The organism is Lacibacter sp. H407, assembly GCF_037892605.1.
Classification (GTDB): Bacteria; Bacteroidota; Bacteroidia; order Chitinophagales; family Chitinophagaceae; genus Lacibacter.
Genome location: NZ_JBBKTU010000001.1, coordinates 765,004 through 783,723 on the forward strand (window position 1 = coordinate 765,004; position 18,720 = coordinate 783,723).

At 41.4% G+C, this 18,720-nt stretch carries 18 protein-coding genes; all 18 read right to left on the reverse strand.

The features are described from left to right. Positions 1-3 precede the first annotated feature (3 nt). Entirely contained in the window at positions 4-726 is a 723-nt protein-coding gene (locus tag WG989_RS03255) for a lycopene cyclase domain-containing protein (protein WP_340427311.1), read from the reverse strand. 5 nt (positions 727-731) lie between these two features. Further along, entirely contained in the window at positions 732-1,214 is a 483-nt protein-coding gene (locus WG989_RS03260; RefSeq protein ID WP_340427312.1) for a sterol desaturase family protein, read from the reverse strand. Beyond that, complete coding sequence (locus WG989_RS03265; protein ID WP_340427314.1) at positions 1,211-1,900, reverse strand: carotenoid biosynthesis protein; 690 nt, start codon at positions 1,898-1,900, stop codon at positions 1,211-1,213. Before WG989_RS03265 ends, WG989_RS03260 begins: the two co-directional genes overlap by 4 nt. Before the next feature lie 2 nt (positions 1,901-1,902). Continuing rightward, positions 1,903-3,396, reverse strand: coding sequence for a 1-hydroxycarotenoid 3,4-desaturase CrtD (gene crtD / locus WG989_RS03270; RefSeq protein WP_340427316.1), 1,494 nt, complete (start codon positions 3,394-3,396; stop codon positions 1,903-1,905). Beyond that, positions 3,383-3,922: an isopentenyl-diphosphate Delta-isomerase gene (gene idi, locus WG989_RS03275; RefSeq protein ID WP_340427318.1), complete on the reverse strand. Its 540-nt coding sequence runs from the start codon at positions 3,920-3,922 to the stop codon at positions 3,383-3,385. Before idi ends, crtD begins: the two co-directional genes overlap by 14 nt. A 22-nt stretch (positions 3,923-3,944) precedes the next feature. Further along, positions 3,945-4,781 carry a phytoene/squalene synthase family protein gene (locus WG989_RS03280; protein WP_340427320.1) on the reverse strand — a complete coding sequence of 279 codons (837 nt, stop codon included), beginning with the start codon at positions 4,779-4,781 and terminating at the stop codon, positions 3,945-3,947. Continuing rightward, positions 4,778-6,277: a bifunctional phytoene desaturase/3,4-desaturase gene (crtID, locus tag WG989_RS03285; RefSeq protein WP_340427322.1), complete on the reverse strand. Its 1,500-nt coding sequence runs from the start codon at positions 6,275-6,277 to the stop codon at positions 4,778-4,780. The genes WG989_RS03280 and crtID overlap by 4 nt, the downstream gene beginning before the upstream one ends. A gap of 12 nt (positions 6,278-6,289) precedes the next feature. Beyond that, positions 6,290-6,790 (reverse strand): RNA polymerase sigma factor, encoded by a 501-nt coding sequence (locus WG989_RS03290; protein WP_340427323.1) that lies wholly within the window; start codon positions 6,788-6,790, stop codon positions 6,290-6,292. Positions 6,791-6,957: 167 nt separating this feature from the next. Next, a complete protein-coding gene (locus tag WG989_RS03295; RefSeq protein WP_340427324.1) occupies positions 6,958-7,842 on the reverse strand; it encodes a MerR family transcriptional regulator in 885 nt (294 codons plus the stop codon). Positions 7,843-7,918: 76 nt separating this feature from the next. Continuing rightward, positions 7,919-9,121: a glycosyltransferase gene (locus WG989_RS03300; protein ID WP_340427327.1), complete on the reverse strand. Its 1,203-nt coding sequence runs from the start codon at positions 9,119-9,121 to the stop codon at positions 7,919-7,921. 6 nt (positions 9,122-9,127) lie between these two features. Next, positions 9,128-9,880, reverse strand: a complete 753-nt coding sequence (locus WG989_RS03305; RefSeq protein WP_340427328.1) for a tyrosine-protein phosphatase — start codon at positions 9,878-9,880, stop codon at positions 9,128-9,130. A gap of 230 nt (positions 9,881-10,110) precedes the next feature. Next, the gene (locus tag WG989_RS03310) at positions 10,111-11,040 is read right to left on the reverse strand and encodes a GDP-L-fucose synthase family protein (RefSeq protein WP_340427329.1); all 930 of its coding nucleotides are present in this window, start codon (positions 11,038-11,040) and stop codon (positions 10,111-10,113) included. Further along, complete coding sequence (gene gmd / locus WG989_RS03315; RefSeq protein ID WP_340427331.1) at positions 11,040-12,152, reverse strand: GDP-mannose 4,6-dehydratase; 1,113 nt, start codon at positions 12,150-12,152, stop codon at positions 11,040-11,042. The genes WG989_RS03310 and gmd overlap by 1 nt, the downstream gene beginning before the upstream one ends. A gap of 99 nt (positions 12,153-12,251) precedes the next feature. Then, positions 12,252-13,019: a glycosyltransferase family 2 protein gene (locus WG989_RS03320; protein WP_340427332.1), complete on the reverse strand. Its 768-nt coding sequence runs from the start codon at positions 13,017-13,019 to the stop codon at positions 12,252-12,254. Positions 13,020-13,023: 4 nt separating this feature from the next. After that, complete coding sequence (locus WG989_RS03325) at positions 13,024-14,751, reverse strand: carbamoyltransferase family protein (RefSeq protein WP_340427333.1); 1,728 nt, start codon at positions 14,749-14,751, stop codon at positions 13,024-13,026. 45 nt (positions 14,752-14,796) lie between these two features. After that, entirely contained in the window at positions 14,797-15,951 is a 1,155-nt protein-coding gene (locus WG989_RS03330; RefSeq protein WP_340427335.1) for a glycosyltransferase family 4 protein, read from the reverse strand. 231 nt (positions 15,952-16,182) lie between these two features. After that, the gene (locus WG989_RS03335) at positions 16,183-17,490 is read right to left on the reverse strand and encodes a hypothetical protein (RefSeq protein WP_340427336.1); all 1,308 of its coding nucleotides are present in this window, start codon (positions 17,488-17,490) and stop codon (positions 16,183-16,185) included. Between the two features lie 68 nt (positions 17,491-17,558). After that, a complete protein-coding gene (locus WG989_RS03340) occupies positions 17,559-18,716 on the reverse strand; it encodes a glycosyltransferase family 4 protein (protein WP_340427338.1) in 1,158 nt (385 codons plus the stop codon). Between the last annotated feature and the right edge of the window lie 4 nt (positions 18,717-18,720).

The window sequence follows — 18,720 nt, forward strand, 5'->3', positions numbered from 1 at the left end:
GCCTTAGCGACTTTGCGGCGATCCATTCCGCAATCGCTCAAACAACGCTACGTTCATCATGATCAATAACATGCCGTAAAAAATATCTTCAAACGGAATATTGTTCATCGGCCAGGGGAGAAATGAAAAAATACGAAAGCCGAGATTCTCTACATCGTTATACAACACAACCGGAATGCCTGTTAAAAAACCATTCACCACTAAGAAGGGAATCACAATTACCAGATACGAAACAAGAAACGAAGACGCATCAAATCCCTTGAACCACTTTTTAAAAATAAACAAGGCTGCAATAAACAATGCATTGAAGAGTGAAGTGTAAAACGTATACGCTTTCCCGTATGTAAAAACAGCAGCGATCAAAAACACAATACCCATCAACAACAATACCTTGTTCCCCCACTTCCTGTTTCTCACCGATGGAAAATAACTGATGATACATTCGTACACAAACACACAGCAATATGGAACAACAAAAAAGAACAACACTTCTTCAAGCGGTAGTGCTGATAGTTTCAACCCCGTAATATGTGTTTCACTGAAACTCCATACGCCTGCCTTTGTTTTTACATCATCCCAGATCAGAAAAAAGAGAGCAGGTAACAGCAACGCAGGAAACAAATACTTCCACTTTTTATAGTACGCTACTTTTTTATCAAAGCTCAACAGCAAGGGGCCGGCAAGAGAAGCCGCCAGAATAAAAAAGTAAGTGTAATGTGAATTCAATTGTATTATCTGATGTTGGGATTGAGTTGCTTTTCTTTCCGCACTTTTTCCCAGTATTTTTTATGCACGAAGAGCATTCCGAAACTTTCACCATGTTCTTTATCCATGTGCTTGTGGTGCATTTTATGCGCCCAGCGGATAGCACGTACATAGGTACTGTTCCACCTGCTGAAAATTTTAAACCGTTGGTGAATAATAATATCGTGAACAATAAAGTAAGCCAACCCGTACATGGCGATACCGGCACCAATACTTACCACCCAATAAACCTGGTTCATTAAACCAAGCATAATACACAGCCAACTGGGAATAGCGAAAATTAGAAAAAACGCATCATTCTTTTCCAAAAAATGACCCTTGGGTTGGTGATGATCTTCGTGGAGATACCACAAAAAACCATGCATCACAAATTTATGCGTGAGCCAGGTAATGCCTTCCATCGTGAAGAACACAACAAATGCCAGTAAGATGTAAACGATTAAACTCATAATACGGTGCGTAAGATTAAAAAAAACATAAACTGGATCAATAACAAATTTACAGCAAATTGGTTTTGTTTCGGGAACGATAAAAGCCGGAACAGCAACATTAACAGGGCACTGACTCCAAACCAGCTGAGATAGTTAAGCAAAGGGATCGATCCATCGCCCAGCCACTGCCAATAGCCAAGCTTTACAGCAATGGGCTCCATTACCCAATCGAAAAAAGTAGCCAGTAAAGCACCATCAATGATGATCGCAAAAAAGCCAACGTTATTTCGCTGCGGCTGATCTTCATCCTTCAGTTTATTCCACATAAAGTTGAGGAAGTGTTGAATGGTTACTCCGCAACAATACATCATAATAAACCAGTTAACACCAATCACCAGCGGAACATTACCAACCTGCAAACCCATGGCAGGTAAATACCGGTATTCTCCAAATAACAATTGATAATTCACTCCGATATATTCTACTCCGAAACCAACGATGTAACAAATCAACACAAACAGAAAAAAATGTTTGTTCCGTTCGCTTTGTGTATAGATCAATAATCCGGCAGAAAGTAACAGGTTCATGGGTGTAAGCGAAGCAAACAACGCAGCATCATACAACAAAATACCAGCTAAGCCAATGCAGTGAAATAACACGGCAATAGCAGTTGCGATCTGTTGTTTACTGAACTGTTGTAACATGATTAATGAACCGGGTGTTTTAAAAAATCTTCTTTGATCAAGTCCGTTGCAATTTGAGCACTTTTAAAACAAAGCGGAATACCACCACCCGGATGAACACTGCCGCCACAGAAATACAATCCCTGAATTTTCTTTGTAAAGTTTGGATGGCGAAGAAAAGCTGCCATTTTCCCATTGCTGCTGGTACCGTATAATGAGCCCATGAAAGAACCGGTACGTTCTTCAATACGAATGGGATCGAGATATTCTTCCACAGCAATGGCTTCTTCAATATTCGTTTGTAAGATCCTGCTTAGTTTATCAATTACCTGTTGCCGCAATTGCACACGCATCGCTTCCCAGTTTTGACCCACATTCGATGGTGCGTTAATGAGCACAAACCAATTTTCCATTCCTTTTGGTGCCAACCCGTTTTCCATTTTTGAAGTGATGTTTACATACACCGTGGGATCATTGTACAAACGTTGTTGTTTAAACAGCGCTGTAAACTCAGACGCATAATTTTTACTGAAGAAAATATTATGCAGATGCAGATTTGAAAACTCCCGGTTCATACCCCAGTAAAAAATAACTCCGCTGCAACTGCGTTCCTGCTTCAATACTTTTTTGGTTTGATAATGATCGTCGAGTAATTGCTGATACGTGAAATACACATCAGCATTACTCACCACTACATCAGCTGCAATATTTTCATCAGCTGCCACTACCCCTTTCACTTCGCCTTGGTGATGGATGATGCTTTGTACAGCTGTGTTGTAATGAATACGAACGCCTTTTTTCTCTGCCAGTTTCACCAAGGCATTCGTGATGCTGATCATTCCACCTTTCGGATAAAACGTTCCTTCATTCAATTCCAAATGAGGAATTAAACTCATCATACCCGGTGTTTGATAAGGATTACTTCCGTTGTACGTTGCAAAACGATCAAATAACTGAACAGCTTCGTTTGTTTTAAACGCAGCTTGATTAAATCCATGCAAGGTGCCTGTAAGATGTGAAGGCCGAACAGTTTGCAAGGCTTTGAGTATTGACTTTTGTAACCACGTAGAACGTTTGTGCAACGAATGATTCAAAAAAATACGACCGATATTGTTATAAAGCGTTTCGCTTTTGTGGAGATAATTTTTAACGGCTTCTTTGTCTTCGCCCAATTGCTCATGCAATTCATCAGCTAACTGTTCTGCATTTGTCCACGCACTTACCTGCTTCCCGTTTTCATAAAAGTATTTGCATGAAAGTGGCACTTGTTGATATTGGAAATAATCTTCGATCGGTTCACCTGCAAAAGCGAATAACTCTTCTACATTCTGCGGTTGCGTGAATAACGATGGGCCTGCATCAAAAAGAAATCCATCTTTCTCAAAAAAGGAAAGTTTGCCGCCGGCATATGCATTGCGTTCAAACACATCTACTTCAAAACCCTGTACAGTTAACCGTATAGCAGCCGCTAAACCTGCTACACCACTACCGATCACTACTGCTTTAGGCTGCCGCATGTGATGATTTATTTTGTTGCATCCATTCTTCCAGTAACGGAAAAGCGATCTTGAACCATTCAGTATAATCACCGGCGTTGTGCTCCAGTTCAACTTTTATATCGGTCATGCTTTTATAGCAAACTTCACTTACTTCCTCTTCATTCAATTGCATGTCACCTTCATACTCACCTACAAACACATGATCGAATTCATGCTCCGTTAATCCATTATCAAATGCTGCTTTGTACGTAAAATGAAATGCTTTGCTGATGGCAACTGTAAATCCCAACTCTTCCTGCAACCGGCGGAGAGCTGCCTGCTCTGTTGTTTCGCCGGGCATTGGATGACTGCAACAGGCATTGGTCCACAATGATGGACTGTGATATTTTGTTGCCGCCCTTTTTTGCAACAGCATGTTTCCTTTTTTATCGTACAGGAATACACTGAAAGCACGGTGCAGCAAAGCTTTTTCGTGTGCTTCCATTTTTTCCATGGAACCAATAGCTTCATCGATCTCATTCACGAGAATTACTTCATGCATCATTCAAAAATAAGTGATTACAGGATTACATGATATTTAACTGGCTGCGTACGCCTGCTCTTACAAGGATCATCACTTTGTGATAATCGGGAATACGCACCCGCTCCTGCATAATAACGGCGGGTTGCAGTTTTTTGATCTTTCGAAACAGCGAGAGATAATATTTATACGCTACGTATACACCAAAGCGTGCCTTGCCGGGCAACTGCATGATGCCTTCGTAGGCGTGATCAAAATCTTTTTGAATATCGGCTTCAATTTCACGTTTCTGACGCTCGGTGAAATTGGAAAAATCAAGTCCGGGGAAATAAGTGCGGTCCAATTGGTTGTAATCGGCCTGCACATCACGTAAAAAGTTTACTTTCTGGAACGCTGCACCTAACGAACGGGCGGCCGGTTTGAGTCGCTCAAATTCAGCTTTATTTCCTTCGAGGAAAACATACAAACACATCAATCCCACCACTTCGGCACTGCCGTAAATATAATCGTTGTAACCCTGCTCTGTATAATTGGTGCGTTGCAAGTCCATCTCCATGCTATTAAAAAACGCATGGATCAACTCGTGATCAATTTCAAATTGATTCACCGTTATCTGAAAGCTATGAAGAATGGGGTTAAGGCTGATGCCACGGTCAATTGCATCAAAAGTTTGTTTTCTGAAATCAGCAATAAGAGCGGCTTTGTCATGCTCATGAAATGTATCAACGATCTCATCAGCAAAACGAACCAATCCATAAATATTGTAAATAGGCTGACGCAGATCCTGGTGCAACAACCGAATGGCTGATGAAAAGGAAGTACTATACCGCTCGGTTGTATTGCGGCTGCACAATTCACATACTTCATGAAAAACCTTCATCATAAATGCACCTTTGTTTGAACAGATTTTGAGAAATGCTTACTCACCAGATTTGCCACCACTTCACCACTGATCAAACTTGGCGGAACCCCGGGTCCCGGCACCGTTAACTGCCCTGTGTAGTACAAATTAGTGACTTTTTTGCTCCTGCACGATGGTTTTAAAACAGCCGTTTGAAGAAGCGTATTCGCTAACCCGTAAGCATTCCCTTTAAACGCATTGTAATCCGTTACGAAATCACTTACTGAATAAGATTTTTTATAAACAATCGATTGCTGAATTTGTTCACCAATACGCTGCTCAAATCGATTTAAAATTTGACAGAAGTATTGATCACGAAGTTCCTCGGTATCGCCGCTAAGACCGGCAGCAACAGGAATCAGGAAAAATAAATTCTCATGTCCTTCAGGAGCCCCACCCGGATCAGTAGCGGTGGTGGCACTTACATAAAACAAGGGATCGGTAGGCCATTTCGGATCGCTGTAAATTTCTTTTCCATGCCGTTCAAAATCGGCATCGAAGAACAATGTGTGGTGTGGACTGTTCTTCAACCGCTTGTTCAAGCCTACATAATAAAGTAAACAGGAGGGAGCCATTACACGGTTACTCCAGTAGGCATCTGAATAAGCCTGATCGTGATGGTGTAGCAGTTTTGTTTCGGTGAAATGATAATCAGCGCCGCTGATGATCACATCGGCTTCATACAAAACATCATCCACCATTATTCCGGTTGCAATACCATCGTTTGTTTTGATGGATTGTACATCTTTGTTGAATTCAAATTTCACACCCAGCTCAACAGCCAGACTATGCATAGCTTCCACAATTTTATACATACCGCCAACAGGATACCAGGTGCCCAGTTTAACATCAGCATAGTTCATCAAACTGTAAAGCGCAGGAATTTTTTCAGGTAATGCACCGAGAAATAACACAGGGAACTCCATCAGTTCACGTAAGCGTGGATCGGTAAAATGTTTATGTACATGTGTTTTCATGGAAGCAAACACATCCAGGCGAAGAATGCCCTTGAGCAGATCCATTTCTGCAAATTCAGTGAGTGATTGTCCGGGTTTGAAAACAAGTTTGTTGATGCCTACTTCATATTTGTAAGCTGCTTCATCCATAAAATGGTCAAGCTTTGCAGCACTGCCGGGTTCGATCCGTTCAAACAAGTTACGCAACGCATCGTAATCGGCAGGAATATCAACCACATCGTTATTATAATATATGCGGTACGAAGGATCCAACCGCTTGAGTTGATAATAATCACTTACCTTTTTCCCGAATTGACGGAAGTATCGTTCAAACACATCCGGCATCCAGTACCAGCTCGGGCCCATATCAAATGTAAAACCGTCGGCTTTCAATTGACGGGCACGGCCACCGGGTTGTTCATGCTTTTCAAATACAGTCACTTTCCACCCGCTACGGGCAAGAAATGAGGCAGCCGACATACCGGCAAAGCCGCTACCAATAACGATTGCTTGTTGGGCCAAAGTAGAAATTGTTTAATACCTGCTGATTTGTTCCTTCAGCAATTTACGGGCAAAATGGATACGGCTCTTGATTGTTCCAAGTGGCTCTTGTAAAACATGGGCTATTTCATGATACTTGAAACCTTCAAAATACAACATGAAAGGCTGTTTGAAAATATCGGGGAGTTGATGGATGGCTTTTTGGATCTCTTTCATCTTCATACTCGTTTCAGCTTCATTGGCTACGGTTGCCTGCTGAAAATCCAGAAAGAAATCATTGGGTGTAGAATCAAAAATGGTATTCTGTTTCACCTTGCGGCGATAGTTATTAATAAAAATATTACGCATAATGGTGTACAGCCAGGCTTTGATGTTGGTGCCCACATTATACTTTTCACGGTTCGACAATGCCCGAAACATGGTTTCCTGTAACAGGTCCTTTGCCGTTTCATTATCCCTCGTCAACGTAAAGGCAAAGGGCTTCAGAAAATCGGTATTGTTCAAAAGCATTTGATTAAATTCTACAGTTGACATAAAATCGTGTTTAATAATTTATAGTGTAAAGTTAAACAAATCAATGTTAGCACACCAAATTTTTGTTTAATTATTTTTTAAAAAGATTAAACACTTTGCAGCCAACCAGTTATAATGAAAAATCCCCCGGAGTACGGGGGATATACGTATAAAAACAGTTGGAAAGATTATGACAATGTGCCTAAAAGTTCATTTACTTCGGCAAGTGATTTCAGAAAACGGATGTTTGAAGGAACTACTTTTTTCTCGAATGTTTGTGCCAGCAATCCTGAAATAAGGATCTGTTGCTGTGGGAAACGCATCTTCAGATTGTTGAGGAATTTGTCAAAATTAAACTCCTTCATTACCGTGGTAAGATGCGTATAGATATAATCAGGCTTCTTCAGTCCCACTACATATTCCAGATCTTTCACCGGCACGTTCGATCCAAGATAGATCACTTCTACACCTCTGCTTTTTAATAAAAACTGGAGGAAAAGCAATCCAACTTCATGATGTTCATTTTCCGGCAAGAAAAGCAGCATTTTAGTTTTGAGTGAAAGCGGCGTAACAACACTATCGATACCCACGATCAATTTTTGACGGATGATATTCGTCATCAAATGTTCCTGTGCCGGGTTGATATGATCCGTCATCCACAAAATACCTATCCGCTCCATGAAAGGAAAAATGATATAAGTGATCGTCTTTTCAATACCACGGGCAGCAATATGCTGATCAATTACTTTCTCAAAACCATCCAACTCCATGTCAACCATGTGCTGGATCAATTCATTGATAATACGCTCCTGCTGTGCCTGCGGACCGGTTAGTGTCAATGTTTTCTCCCGCAACTCTTCATTGCTCATACGATTGATATGAGAAATTTTATACCCGTACTTATTCAGCAAGGATATATTCAGCAACATTTTTAATTCCTGGTTGCTGTAGTAGCGGATATTCGTAGCTGTACGTTGCGGCTTAAGAAATGAATAGCGCTGCTCCCATATCCGTATGGTGTGCGCTTTTATTCCGCTGAGATTTTCAAGGTCTTTAATTGTAAACTTGTTCATCGTTTTCGTTGCTCCGGGAATAATTACAACTGCAAAATAAAAAAGTTCAGTAGAACAAAAAGAAGGGGAAAAAAGATCAGGAACCAGGCAAAAAGGACTTGTACAAAGCTGCAAGTTCAGCCGTTTCAACCTGCTTGGATAAACGGGCTTGGGCTTCTGCCGCCGCCGCTGTTGAAAGCTGTTGCTGCAAACCAACATCATTGATGAGCCTTGTTAACTGGGCAACCAATCCTTGTTGATCAGCGGCCAGCAAACCCGTTCGCCCATCTTCGATCAACTCCGGAATGCCACCCACGTTTGTACTTACGATGGGTTTACCCGCCGCCATAGCTTCCATAAGCGAAACAGGTGTTCCTTCATTGAGTGAGGTAAGCATCACAATATCCAAACCGGCAAATACACGGTCCATATCGGTGCGCCAGGATGTAAATACAAACGGAATATTCTCCGACGATGCATCAGCTGTAATGGAGTATGCTAACTGTTTGGCCGAAAGTATTTCCTGCAGCATTTTTTTCTCCGTACCATCGCCCACAATAAAAAAACGCAGCTTTTTTGTTGCAGCATGTGTATGTAAGATTTCTTCGGCCACTTCAATAAAAAGACGATGTTGTTTCACCGGAACCAACCTCCCTGCAATACCAATTGCAACAACATCTTCCTGCAATCCAAACTCATCCCGAAACTGTTTGCGCTTGTGCCGATCACCATCTCGGTAAAGATTTGTTTCGATGCCCAGTCGGATCAGTCTTATTTTTTTTTCGGCAGCGATCCGGTATTGATAAATCAATTCCTGTTGCAGAGTTTGATTGATAGCGATCAATACTGTTGAATAAGTTGCCAGCCAACGTTCGATCCGTACAATTAAATCTGATATAAAAGAGGAGAAATAAGAATGAAATACATGTCCGTGAAATGTATGAATTACCACGGGCACTTTACTTCGATGTGCCGCCAATCGTCCCAATACGCCCGGCTTGGCACCGTGTGTATGAACAATATGTGGTTGAAAGGAGCGAATTATCTTTTTTAATTCATTGTATGCCCGCCAATCGTTTCCCGGAATAACCGAACGTTTCATAGAGGCTATTTTCTGCACACGGAATCCTTTGTATTGTTCGAGTAAATAATCCGCTTCCTGTTCATCTGCATTGGGTGCACCGGCAACCAACAAAATATCAAACTGATCAGCTAACAACGATGCAGCACTGATGGTATTGGAAGCAGGGCCTCCTACAGAAAGACGATTGAGAACTATGAGTAAGCGGGGCTTGTGCAAGTAAACTTAAAGCGTAGAGTTGAGAATGAGATTTGTTTGCAACGCATGTTGTACATCTTTTACTAATTGTGGATGTTGTAATGCATCGAGATGACGCTGGTGATGAAGATCGGTACCGATCAGATCAACCAACTTATGTTCTACGAGATAATGTGCTGCATCCTGTACGCCCTTTCCATAATACCCACTGAGCGAAAGAAGATTTATCTGCAACAAACATCCCTGGTCTTTGAAGCGATGATAGGCTTCTTTACGGCTATGATAAAAATTATATCGCTCCGGATGTGCAAGTACAGGTTGATATCCTTTCACGATCAGTTCAAACAATATGTGCTTCAGATCAGTTGGTGCCTGCATAAACGATATCTCTACCAATACATAATTTTTATGAAAGGTTAAAAGGGGTTCATCATTTTTCAATCGGTCGGCAAACAGATCATCAATAAAATATTCAGCCGCCGCATGCACTTCCACATCAATACCTTCTTCTTTCAATTTTTCTGTTAAGCGTTGATGTGCTGCCAGGATGGTTTCTCTTGTGTTGGGATAAAGGTCTGGATAAATATGGGGTGTGGTGATGAACTTACGATAGCCCAGCTCCATCATTTTTTTGATATAACTTACCGATGTAGCTGCATCAGGCGATCCATCATCAATACCCGGCAACAAATGCGAATGCATATCCACCCCCAAACCACTGTAATCAATTCCAGCAGCAGATGGTGTTTCTTCTTTCTTCTTTTTAAATAATCCAAACATAACTTCTGGATAGTAAATTAATAGTCTACTGAAAATAAAAAGTAAAATGCGGCTGCTATAACAGAATACATTTAATCAAACTGATGAACAGAGGATGTTGAATGATCTTCCAAAGTAATTCACCACAGTAGCAACACAACCAAATCAAGGCGCTTGCCGGAACATGGGGGTAATATGTTCCGGCTTGACTTTTTGGTTCTTTTGTGTCAAGACAAAAGAACAAGAATAACTTAAAACCCCAACGACTTTACTTCCTGATACACTTTTTCAACTCCTTCTCTCAACCCGATCTTCGCCTGCCACCCACGACTGTGCAGCTTCGAAACATCCAGCAACTTACGTGGGGTACCATCGGGCTTTTCGGTGTTAAACGTTAACTCGCCTTCGTATCCCACAATAGCCCGGATCATTTCCGCCAGTTCTTTGATTGATATATCTTCACCTACACCAATATTCACAAGTCCGCCTTCATCGTAACCCTGCATTAAAAAATAACAGGCATCTGCGAGGTCATCTACATGCAGAAACTCACGGCGTGGCATACCCGAACCCCAGATTTCGACCGATGGTTGTTGTGTACGTTTGGCAACGATCATCTTTCGTAACAAAGCAGGCAGCACATGAGAGTTCTGCAGATCATAATTATCATTCGGACCATACAGATTGGTCGGCATAGCAGAAATAAAATTGCTGCCGTACTGACTGCGATACGCATCACACAATTTCAACCCTGCAATTTTTGCAATAGCGTACGGCTCATTGGTATGTTCCAGCAAACCTGTAAGCAGGTATTCTTCTTTGATAGGTTGCTCTGCAAACTTTGGATAAATACAGGATGAACCGAGGAACAATAACTTCGTTACACTATGCTTATGTGCCGAATGAATGACATTATTCTGGATCATCAGGTTATCATACAAAAACTCTGCACGAAAGGTATTGTTGGCAACAATACCACCCACCTTTGCTGCTGCCAGAAACACATGATCGGGTTTATATTCTTTAAAGAACCGATCGGTTGCTTCCTGGTTCCGCAGATCCAGTTCGGCTGATGTGCGAAGTACAAGATTATCATATCCCTCTTGCTGCAATTTGCGTACTATCGCAGAACCCACCATTCCTCTGTGACCCGCTACATAAATTTTATCGTTCTTCTCCATTATTCAAATTGATTTTTGATCTTAAAGCCACTTTCATGCAACAGTTTTTCTTTCTTGAAAATATCAAGATCGGCTGCTACCATTTCTTTTACTAATCCGTTAAGATCATATTTTGGTTTCCAACCAAGTTTGGTATTTGCTTTTGTTGGGTCGCCGATCAATAATTCCACTTCTGTTGGACGGAAATAACGTGGATCAACCGCCACGACTTCTGTACCAATGGCCAATTGATAATCGGCATTCGAACATGACTTCACAATGCCGATTTCATTCTGTAACTCACCTTTAAATTCAATTTCAACGCCCACTTCTGCAAAAGCCATCCGCACAAATTCACGAACCTCTGTTGTAACGCCCGTAGCAATCACAAAATCTTCCGGTTTCTCCTGCTGCAACATCAACCACATCGCTTCTACATAATCTTTTGCATGGCCCCAGTCACGTTGTGCATTCAGGTTACCCAACCACAATTTATCCTGCATGCCTAATGCAATTTTTGCAACGGCACGGGTGATCTTTCTGGTAACAAATGTTTCACCACGCAAAGGTGACTCATGATTAAATAAAATCCCGTTACATGCAAACATATTATACGCTTCACGATAATTGACCGTGATCCAGAACCCATACATCTTTGCAACAGCATATGGCGAACGTGGGTAGAATGGTGTCCGTTCACTTTGCGGAACTTCCTGTACCAATCCATACAATTCAGAAGTAGATGCCTGGTAAATTCTTGTCTTTTCGGTTAAGCCCAGTAAACGCACCGCTTCCAAAATACGCAATGTACCTACAGCGTCTGTATTGGCTGTGTATTCAGGAATATCGAAACTTACTTTCACATGACTCATAGCACCGAGATTGTAAATTTCATCGGGCTGCACTTCCTGGATAATGCGAATGAGATTGGAGCTGTCAGTGAGATCACCATAGTGCAACACAAAATGACGGTTGTCAATATGCGGATCTTCATACAAATGATCGATACGATCGGTATTGAACAAACTAGAACGGCGTTTGATGCCATGCACTTCATATCCTTTCTTCAACAGAAGATCAGATAAATAAGCGCCGTCCTGTCCGGTAACCCCTGTAATTAATGCTTTTTTCATTGATTGCTTTTCGTAATTTATAATAGTTGTTATCGTTATTTATTTTTTAACTTTTCAACTAACTCCTTCTTCCAAATTCCCAACTCCTAATCCCCCATGCTATCCATTCGCTCTCTTCTTCCGCAAAAACTCACTCACCTTCACAAAATACCTCGAATACAAACGAATATAACTTGATGGCATTTGATGCTCTTTCAATATTTGTTTCAGTTCTTTATTGATCTTGATCGTACTGCTGATTCCATTGGTACTCTTGCCGCCCATATTCATCCGCACCAACATCTGGGGAATATAAACCGTAAATAATTTGTGCTTCCGTAAAAAACGTAAGAGCAGATCAAAGTCGGCTGCAATTTCCAGATCAGTCCGGTAGTATCCAAATTGTTCAAAAAAACGGCGATAACAAAAGAACGTTGGATGCGCCGGCATAAAACCAAACTTGAATAAATTAGTTTTGAAAATAGCGGATGAATAATAACGGATGATCTTATGTGAATGATCCGCATGTACAAAACCAACATCACCATACACCGCATCCACCACCGGGTTCTCTTGAAATTTTTCAACAATGATTTGGATCACCTGCTCATTGGTAAATTCATCATCTGCATGAAGGATACCAACGATATCACCTGTCGCCAATTGAATCCCTTTGTTCAACGCATCATACATACCGCTGTCTTTTTCCGATACAATGGTTGCAATGCGGTCGCTGTACTGCTGCACCACTTCCATGGTCGCATCGGTGGATGCACCATCGATGATGATGTATTCGATCTGCTGATACGATTGATTGAGTACAGACCTTATAGCCCGTTCAATGGTAGCAGCCCGATTGTACACAACAGTAATAATGGAAACTTTCATCAGATTATCGCTCCACAATAATATTTTCCATCACTAACATGTCCATCTGTGTACGCAGGAAACAATCCAATGCTTCTGCCGGTGAATTCACAATCGGTTCATTTTCATTGAACGATGTATTTAGTAAAATTGGCACACCTGTTTTTTCACGAAACGCATCGATCAATGCATAGTATCGTGGTGAAACAGATTTGTCAACTGATTGCAAACGACCTGTTCCATCCACATGCGTAACAGCAGGTATCAATGATTTTTTTTCTTCTTTGATCGGGAATACTTTCTCCATAAACGGCACTACATCGCTCACCGTAAAATATTCTTCTACATATTCTTTAAGGATGGAAGGTGCAAAAGGACGAAAACTTTCTCTTCGTTTAATTTTTGCATTCAACAGATCTTTTGCATCGTTGCGTCGTGGATCTGCAAGTATAGATCGTCCACCCAATGCTCTCGGACCAAACTCACTTCTGCCACTGAACCATCCAACTACACCTGCATTCACCAAACGATTCGCCACATATTCATACAGTTCAGTATCAGACAATTTTTTATAACTGATATTTCTTGATTGCAGATACGTTTCAATTTCATCATTGCTGAAATGGCTCCCGGTATAAGCACTCCAGATAGCAGGTTGACGTGGTTGCTTCAATGTTTGATTGTGAACATACAACGCAGCACCCATCGAAATACCTGCATCATGTCCCGCACTGGGGATATAAACATTTGTAAACGGAGTGTTGCGTGTGATCTTTCCATTGGCAACAGAATTCTGCGCAACACCACCCGCAATACAAACATTCTTTAACCCTGTTCGTTTTTGCAAAGCCGTTAAAATATGAAAGATCAATTCTTCTGTAAACCGTTGTACCGATGCCGCCATATCTTTATGAAACTGCGTCAACTCTTCACTCTTCTGTCTCGCCTTGCCCAACTTCGTTTCAAAATAATCAGTAAACAACGTGGCTACAACCGGAATATGATCATCACCATACGTGATAATTCCTTTTGTGGGGTTTCTGAAGTATGGAAGATTCAATTTGAATAATCCATCAGGAGTAAATTGTATAAGATCTCTTAGCTGATCTACATACTTTGCTTCACCATATGGTGCAAGCCCCATCACTTTGTACTCATCACCATAATGAGGAAAGCCCAACCACTGCGTCATGGCTGTATAAAAAATACCAACCGAATGAGGAAAGTCAACCGAATCGATCACTTCGATGTGATTGCCACGACCAATACCGATCATAGTGGTGGTGAAATCACCGGAACCATCAATCGATAACAACGCCGCTTCTTCAAAGGGTGACGCAAAAAATGCAGAAGCTAAATGACTGCGGTGATGTTCTACGTTATGAATTTTCTTTTTCAGTTCAGCTTTATCAATAGCTTCGATCTGTACAAACTCATCTTCAAGGGTTGATACTTTTTTTGCATTGCTGAGTCGGTTCTTTACAGCAGCTACACTGCCGCCCGGGTTCTGTAACAGAAACAATAATTTCTTTCCCAACTTGGCCCAGGGATCACGGCCAATGGCAATATGATCCACTTCTTTCAAACTCACACCAGCTTCTTTCAAGCAAAATGCAACCGACATACTCGGGAAACCTGCCCAATGTTTTACACGACGAAAGCGTTCTTCTTCAATCGCAGCGATCATCACCCCATCCACAAAAATGGCAGCGCTGCTATCGGCATGGTAAGCATTAATTCCTAAAACGATCATTATAGTATTGTATTAAGGGCCGCAAAGATAACCGTTCAGGTTCCTTCAGGCCGTAGTAAATAAAGTTTGATAATGCTGACGTATAGCGTCCACCTCAACAAAATCCCGTGCAAACAAAGCCGCCCCTTCACAATAAGAAGCAAACTGTTCATTGTTCATACCCGCAAACTGTTCAATTGCAACCGGTAATTGCTCTTCCAGCTTACTCACTTGCACTGTAAAACCGGCATTTGCTTTCTGCAGATCCTTAAACGGTGTGGTATCGGTTGTGATCACCGGTTTACCTGCACTCAATGCTTCCAGTAATGCATGACCAAAATTTTCACTTTTGCTCGGCATAATAAAGAGTTGGATCTGTTGCATCGCATTGATCAATTGGGTGGGCGGTAATTCGCCGTGATAATGAACCGTGATATGCGAAGGGAGTTGCCCGATGAGTTGCTCACACGCTTTCCAATAAAGAGCATCTTTCACCGGACCATAAATATGCCAGGAAATGTTTGATGAAACCTGCTTCAATGCGTTGAGTATAGCCAAATGATTTTTCATGGGGCTGATCAAGGCTACCGTGCCCATTATGAGTTTATTTTCTTTCTTGTAAGGTCCCTCAGTTACTGGAAGAAAATTCGGGAAGTTGCCTGCAACAGCCACTTGGATGTTATTGCCAAATTGTTGATATATGTATTGCTGCTCCTGCATATCCGTAGCATGCCACAGCAATTGTTTCTGCCATCCCATCATTTGAAACAAGGATAGAAATAATTTTTTCTTCAGCGCCTTTTGCGACAAAGCCCCGGGATGAAGCATACCTCTTGCTGATAAGATCAGTTTGCAATCCTGTTGCTGCTTGCAATAATCAACAGCATATTGAACAGGTAGAATATTAAAGTAAAGTGAAAACAAGCCATTGATATAGATCACATCCGGCGCAACAGACTTGATCAGCTCGATTAATTGAGAACGCCTATTCCAACCATAGTCCATGTAATAAACCCTGGCCTTCCCTTCCCAATCATTCCATTCGTTGGTAACGATACCTGATAAAGCGGCTGTTTCATTCATCTCATGCGGTTTGCATACCACATAAAAATCATGGTCCTTGCACAATTCCCGCACCAGATTCACCAGCGATTGCACAGGCCCCCCTGCTTTCCAGGCCGGATAAAAATGATCGTAAAAAATGAGGATACGCTTGTTCAAAATAACAGTCTCTTCAGCCTTAAACTTAACCTTACTCTCAACCTATCAACTTATTAACCTATCAACTTTTCAACTTACTACTTCTTCCCTAATTCCCAATTCCACCCCTTGCCCACTCGCTTTCCCCATGAACCATGATCTATGAACCATAACGACTGCCCTTCCCTTTCAACTTACTAACTTCTTAACCTCTCAACTCCTTTTAACCTTAAACCCTTAACCCTTAACTTCCTACAACTTCAACCGCAAAAACCGATCTGCGGCCCAATAACAAAAAGCCACAAAAAACATATTCTTGATTAAAGAGTTCAAACACATCAAAATATCTGTTTCAATTTGTACCGAATTCAGAAAAAGTATAGGAAACCATAAAATCAGCGTCGGCTTTTTCTTTACATAACCCATTAACAACACAATCAGGAACGCAAAGAATAACCCGTAAAGCAGCATGAAAAAGATCCCACCCTCAACACCATAATTACCGTAAGCCTCACCCATAGGACTGATATTCATACTATACCCTTCAATCTTAAAGCCAGTAAACCGCAACATATTTTGATGCCCGCCCGACTCTGGTTTATCCGGCCATAAAACCCGCGGCACAAAGGTTGCTGCCAACGACTTAAAGATAGTTTCTCCCTCGGCAAAAGGCTCCCGCTTAGGCACATGATCCAATACCTTACCCACAATCATCCCTTGGTTAAAACGGTTCACAGTGGGGAACATTAGATCAATATCAAAAAATCGTCCCGGCTCCGCTAGACGCTCAAGAATCAATGTAAAAAAGGCGCCGGTATTGGTCTGATCACCCTTTCCTTGGCCACGCCAGGCGATTGCACGATAATCGGCCTTTACACTTTGCAAAAGAAGAATAAAGAAAAAACCGGTAATGGCTAACCCGAATTTCAGCGGACTACTAACTTTTCGGCCCAGCATCACCAATAAAAACACAAGCAACATGATATATACTAGTTCGCCAAACATACCCAATCCGATTGCCTGACCAACAATGACCACCGTGCCGCCGATCAAATACAAAAACCTTTGCTTATGGTCAGAAAAGAACGTGTAGAGAACTCCAACATACAAAAGCAAACTAAACAGGTACGCAATATATTGTAGTTGACCACTGATAAAACTTTTCATAATGGTGGTCACAAACCCGATCAGAATTAACAACACACCTAAATTTCCCTTACCCTCAAGGTGTTTTCGCACAGTTACTACGGCATGCAAAAATTTTTGTTGATACGACGGTTGAAGTAAAGGCGGCAGCTTCATTCCAATGGCCATTGCAACCACCGCCGGAAACATAAAACTATAATAAGTTTCGGCCGATACACCCATATCATATTTTAGCGCAATTACCAACGCATCATCATTATACACATGAAATACCACGATGGGCATCAGCAGACATTGAAATAATGCCAGCAGAATGGGAATATCCAGAATATTATAGTTCTTACCAATGGAATCAATAAAATCGAGTAGAAAATAAACAAAAATCCCGATTGACAGAATCTCCTCGATCATCATACCTTCTACCAATGTGAATAACACAGCAGTAATAAAGGCAAGCAATCCAAATAAGATCTTATTGTAGTTCATATCAATTCTTCAGTAACAGCTGCAATTCGTTCAAAGGAAAATGACTTAATCATAGATTGGCTCAAATTACCCATCTCCACCAAAGCTTCCCGGTGTTCTGCAAAGAAAAGCATTGTATTGTATAAGGCATGCAAATCACCTGCACGAAAAGCTTTGCCATTCCCGCTTATCAATTCTCCTGCACAACCACACCGGTCACTTACAATAACAGGCCGTCCACTGGCCATCGCTTCATTTACACATAAGCCCCATGTTTCTCCCGGCCCTTTAGAGGGCAACACAAAAACATCTCCCAATCGGTAAATCACCGGCATTTGTTGCTGATTCTGAAAACCCAGAAACACAATACGGGAATCATCGGCTGCTTTCTGTTTCAACTCCTGTTCAAGAACACCATTACCTACCATAATCAAGCGAACCTGATGTTGTGACAATCTCAAAAAAGCATCGATCAGCAAACCAGGGTCTTTCTTTGGTTCGAGCTTACCGGCAAAAAGAAAAACCAACTCGTCTTGAGCTATACCTAATTCATTCCGCAAAGCCTTTGCATTGGAAGTATATACTCCATCAGCATCAAAGAACCGGTCATTGTCAACCGCATGGCCCGCATACACAAGTTGAGTATCATCCACTCCATGCACTTTATAGTAAGCCTTATTGGCCTCTCCTGTATACATGGCTATATCAATATGACGGTAAACCCATCGCAGAAACAGGCGGCGTAGTATTTTTTTTGGCGAGACCCCTTGCTTCTCATCCAATAAATTGGAATCGCCTCGAAAAAGGATCTTCTTTTTTCCATTATAGCGCCGCAATACCTGCAGATGACTGTGAAAACTCCAGCCAAAAACCAACAACGCATCAGGATTGTATCGATCGATACGTTGAAATATATCTGCATTTTTAATTCCTTTAAATTCACCTGCACTGGGTTGTTTCGAAATATTTTCAACGAATTCCTTATCATATCCATCAAGCAACGGAATATCCCATTTAAACTCCTTCTTAAAGTCAGGATCATATACAAACCCGTGCTCTGTTTGTCCCCAAGTATAAAATACTTTTAAATCAATGTTCTTACGTTCCGCCAACAATCGGAACAATGGCGCATTGTATTGAATTGGATGAGATGTAACAATCGCTAATTTTTTCATACCT

Excerpts from the sequence above, each read along its gene's own strand:
- WG989_RS03260 (WP_340427312.1), bottom strand. The coding sequence starts at position 1,214 with ATGAGTTTAATCGTTTACATCTTACTGGCATTTGTTGTGTTCTTCACG.
- WG989_RS03265 (WP_340427314.1), bottom strand. The coding sequence starts at position 1,900 with ATGTTACAACAGTTCAGTAAACAACAGATCGCAACTGCTATTGCCGTG.
- crtD (WP_340427316.1), bottom strand. The coding sequence starts at position 3,396 with ATGCGGCAGCCTAAAGCAGTAGTGATCGGTAGTGGTGTAGCAGGTTTA.
- idi (WP_340427318.1), bottom strand. The coding sequence starts at position 3,922 with ATGATGCATGAAGTAATTCTCGTGAATGAGATCGATGAAGCTATTGGT.
- WG989_RS03280 (WP_340427320.1), bottom strand. The coding sequence starts at position 4,781 with ATGATGAAGGTTTTTCATGAAGTATGTGAATTGTGCAGCCGCAATACA.
- WG989_RS03290 (WP_340427323.1), bottom strand. The coding sequence starts at position 6,790 with ATGTCAACTGTAGAATTTAATCAAATGCTTTTGAACAATACCGATTTT.
- WG989_RS03295 (WP_340427324.1), bottom strand. The coding sequence starts at position 7,842 with ATGAACAAGTTTACAATTAAAGACCTTGAAAATCTCAGCGGAATAAAA.
- WG989_RS03305 (WP_340427328.1), bottom strand. The coding sequence starts at position 9,880 with ATGTTTGGATTATTTAAAAAGAAGAAAGAAGAAACACCATCTGCTGCT.
- WG989_RS03310 (WP_340427329.1), bottom strand. The coding sequence starts at position 11,040 with ATGGAGAAGAACGATAAAATTTATGTAGCGGGTCACAGAGGAATGGTG.
- gmd (WP_340427331.1), bottom strand. The coding sequence starts at position 12,152 with ATGAAAAAAGCATTAATTACAGGGGTTACCGGACAGGACGGCGCTTAT.
- WG989_RS03320 (WP_340427332.1), bottom strand. The coding sequence starts at position 13,019 with ATGAAAGTTTCCATTATTACTGTTGTGTACAATCGGGCTGCTACCATT.
- WG989_RS03325 (WP_340427333.1), bottom strand. The coding sequence starts at position 14,751 with ATGATCGTTTTAGGAATTAATGCTTACCATGCCGATAGCAGCGCTGCC.
- WG989_RS03335 (WP_340427336.1), bottom strand. The coding sequence starts at position 17,490 with ATGATGATCGAGGAGATTCTGTCAATCGGGATTTTTGTTTATTTTCTA.
- WG989_RS03340 (WP_340427338.1), bottom strand. The coding sequence starts at position 18,716 with ATGAAAAAATTAGCGATTGTTACATCTCATCCAATTCAATACAATGCG.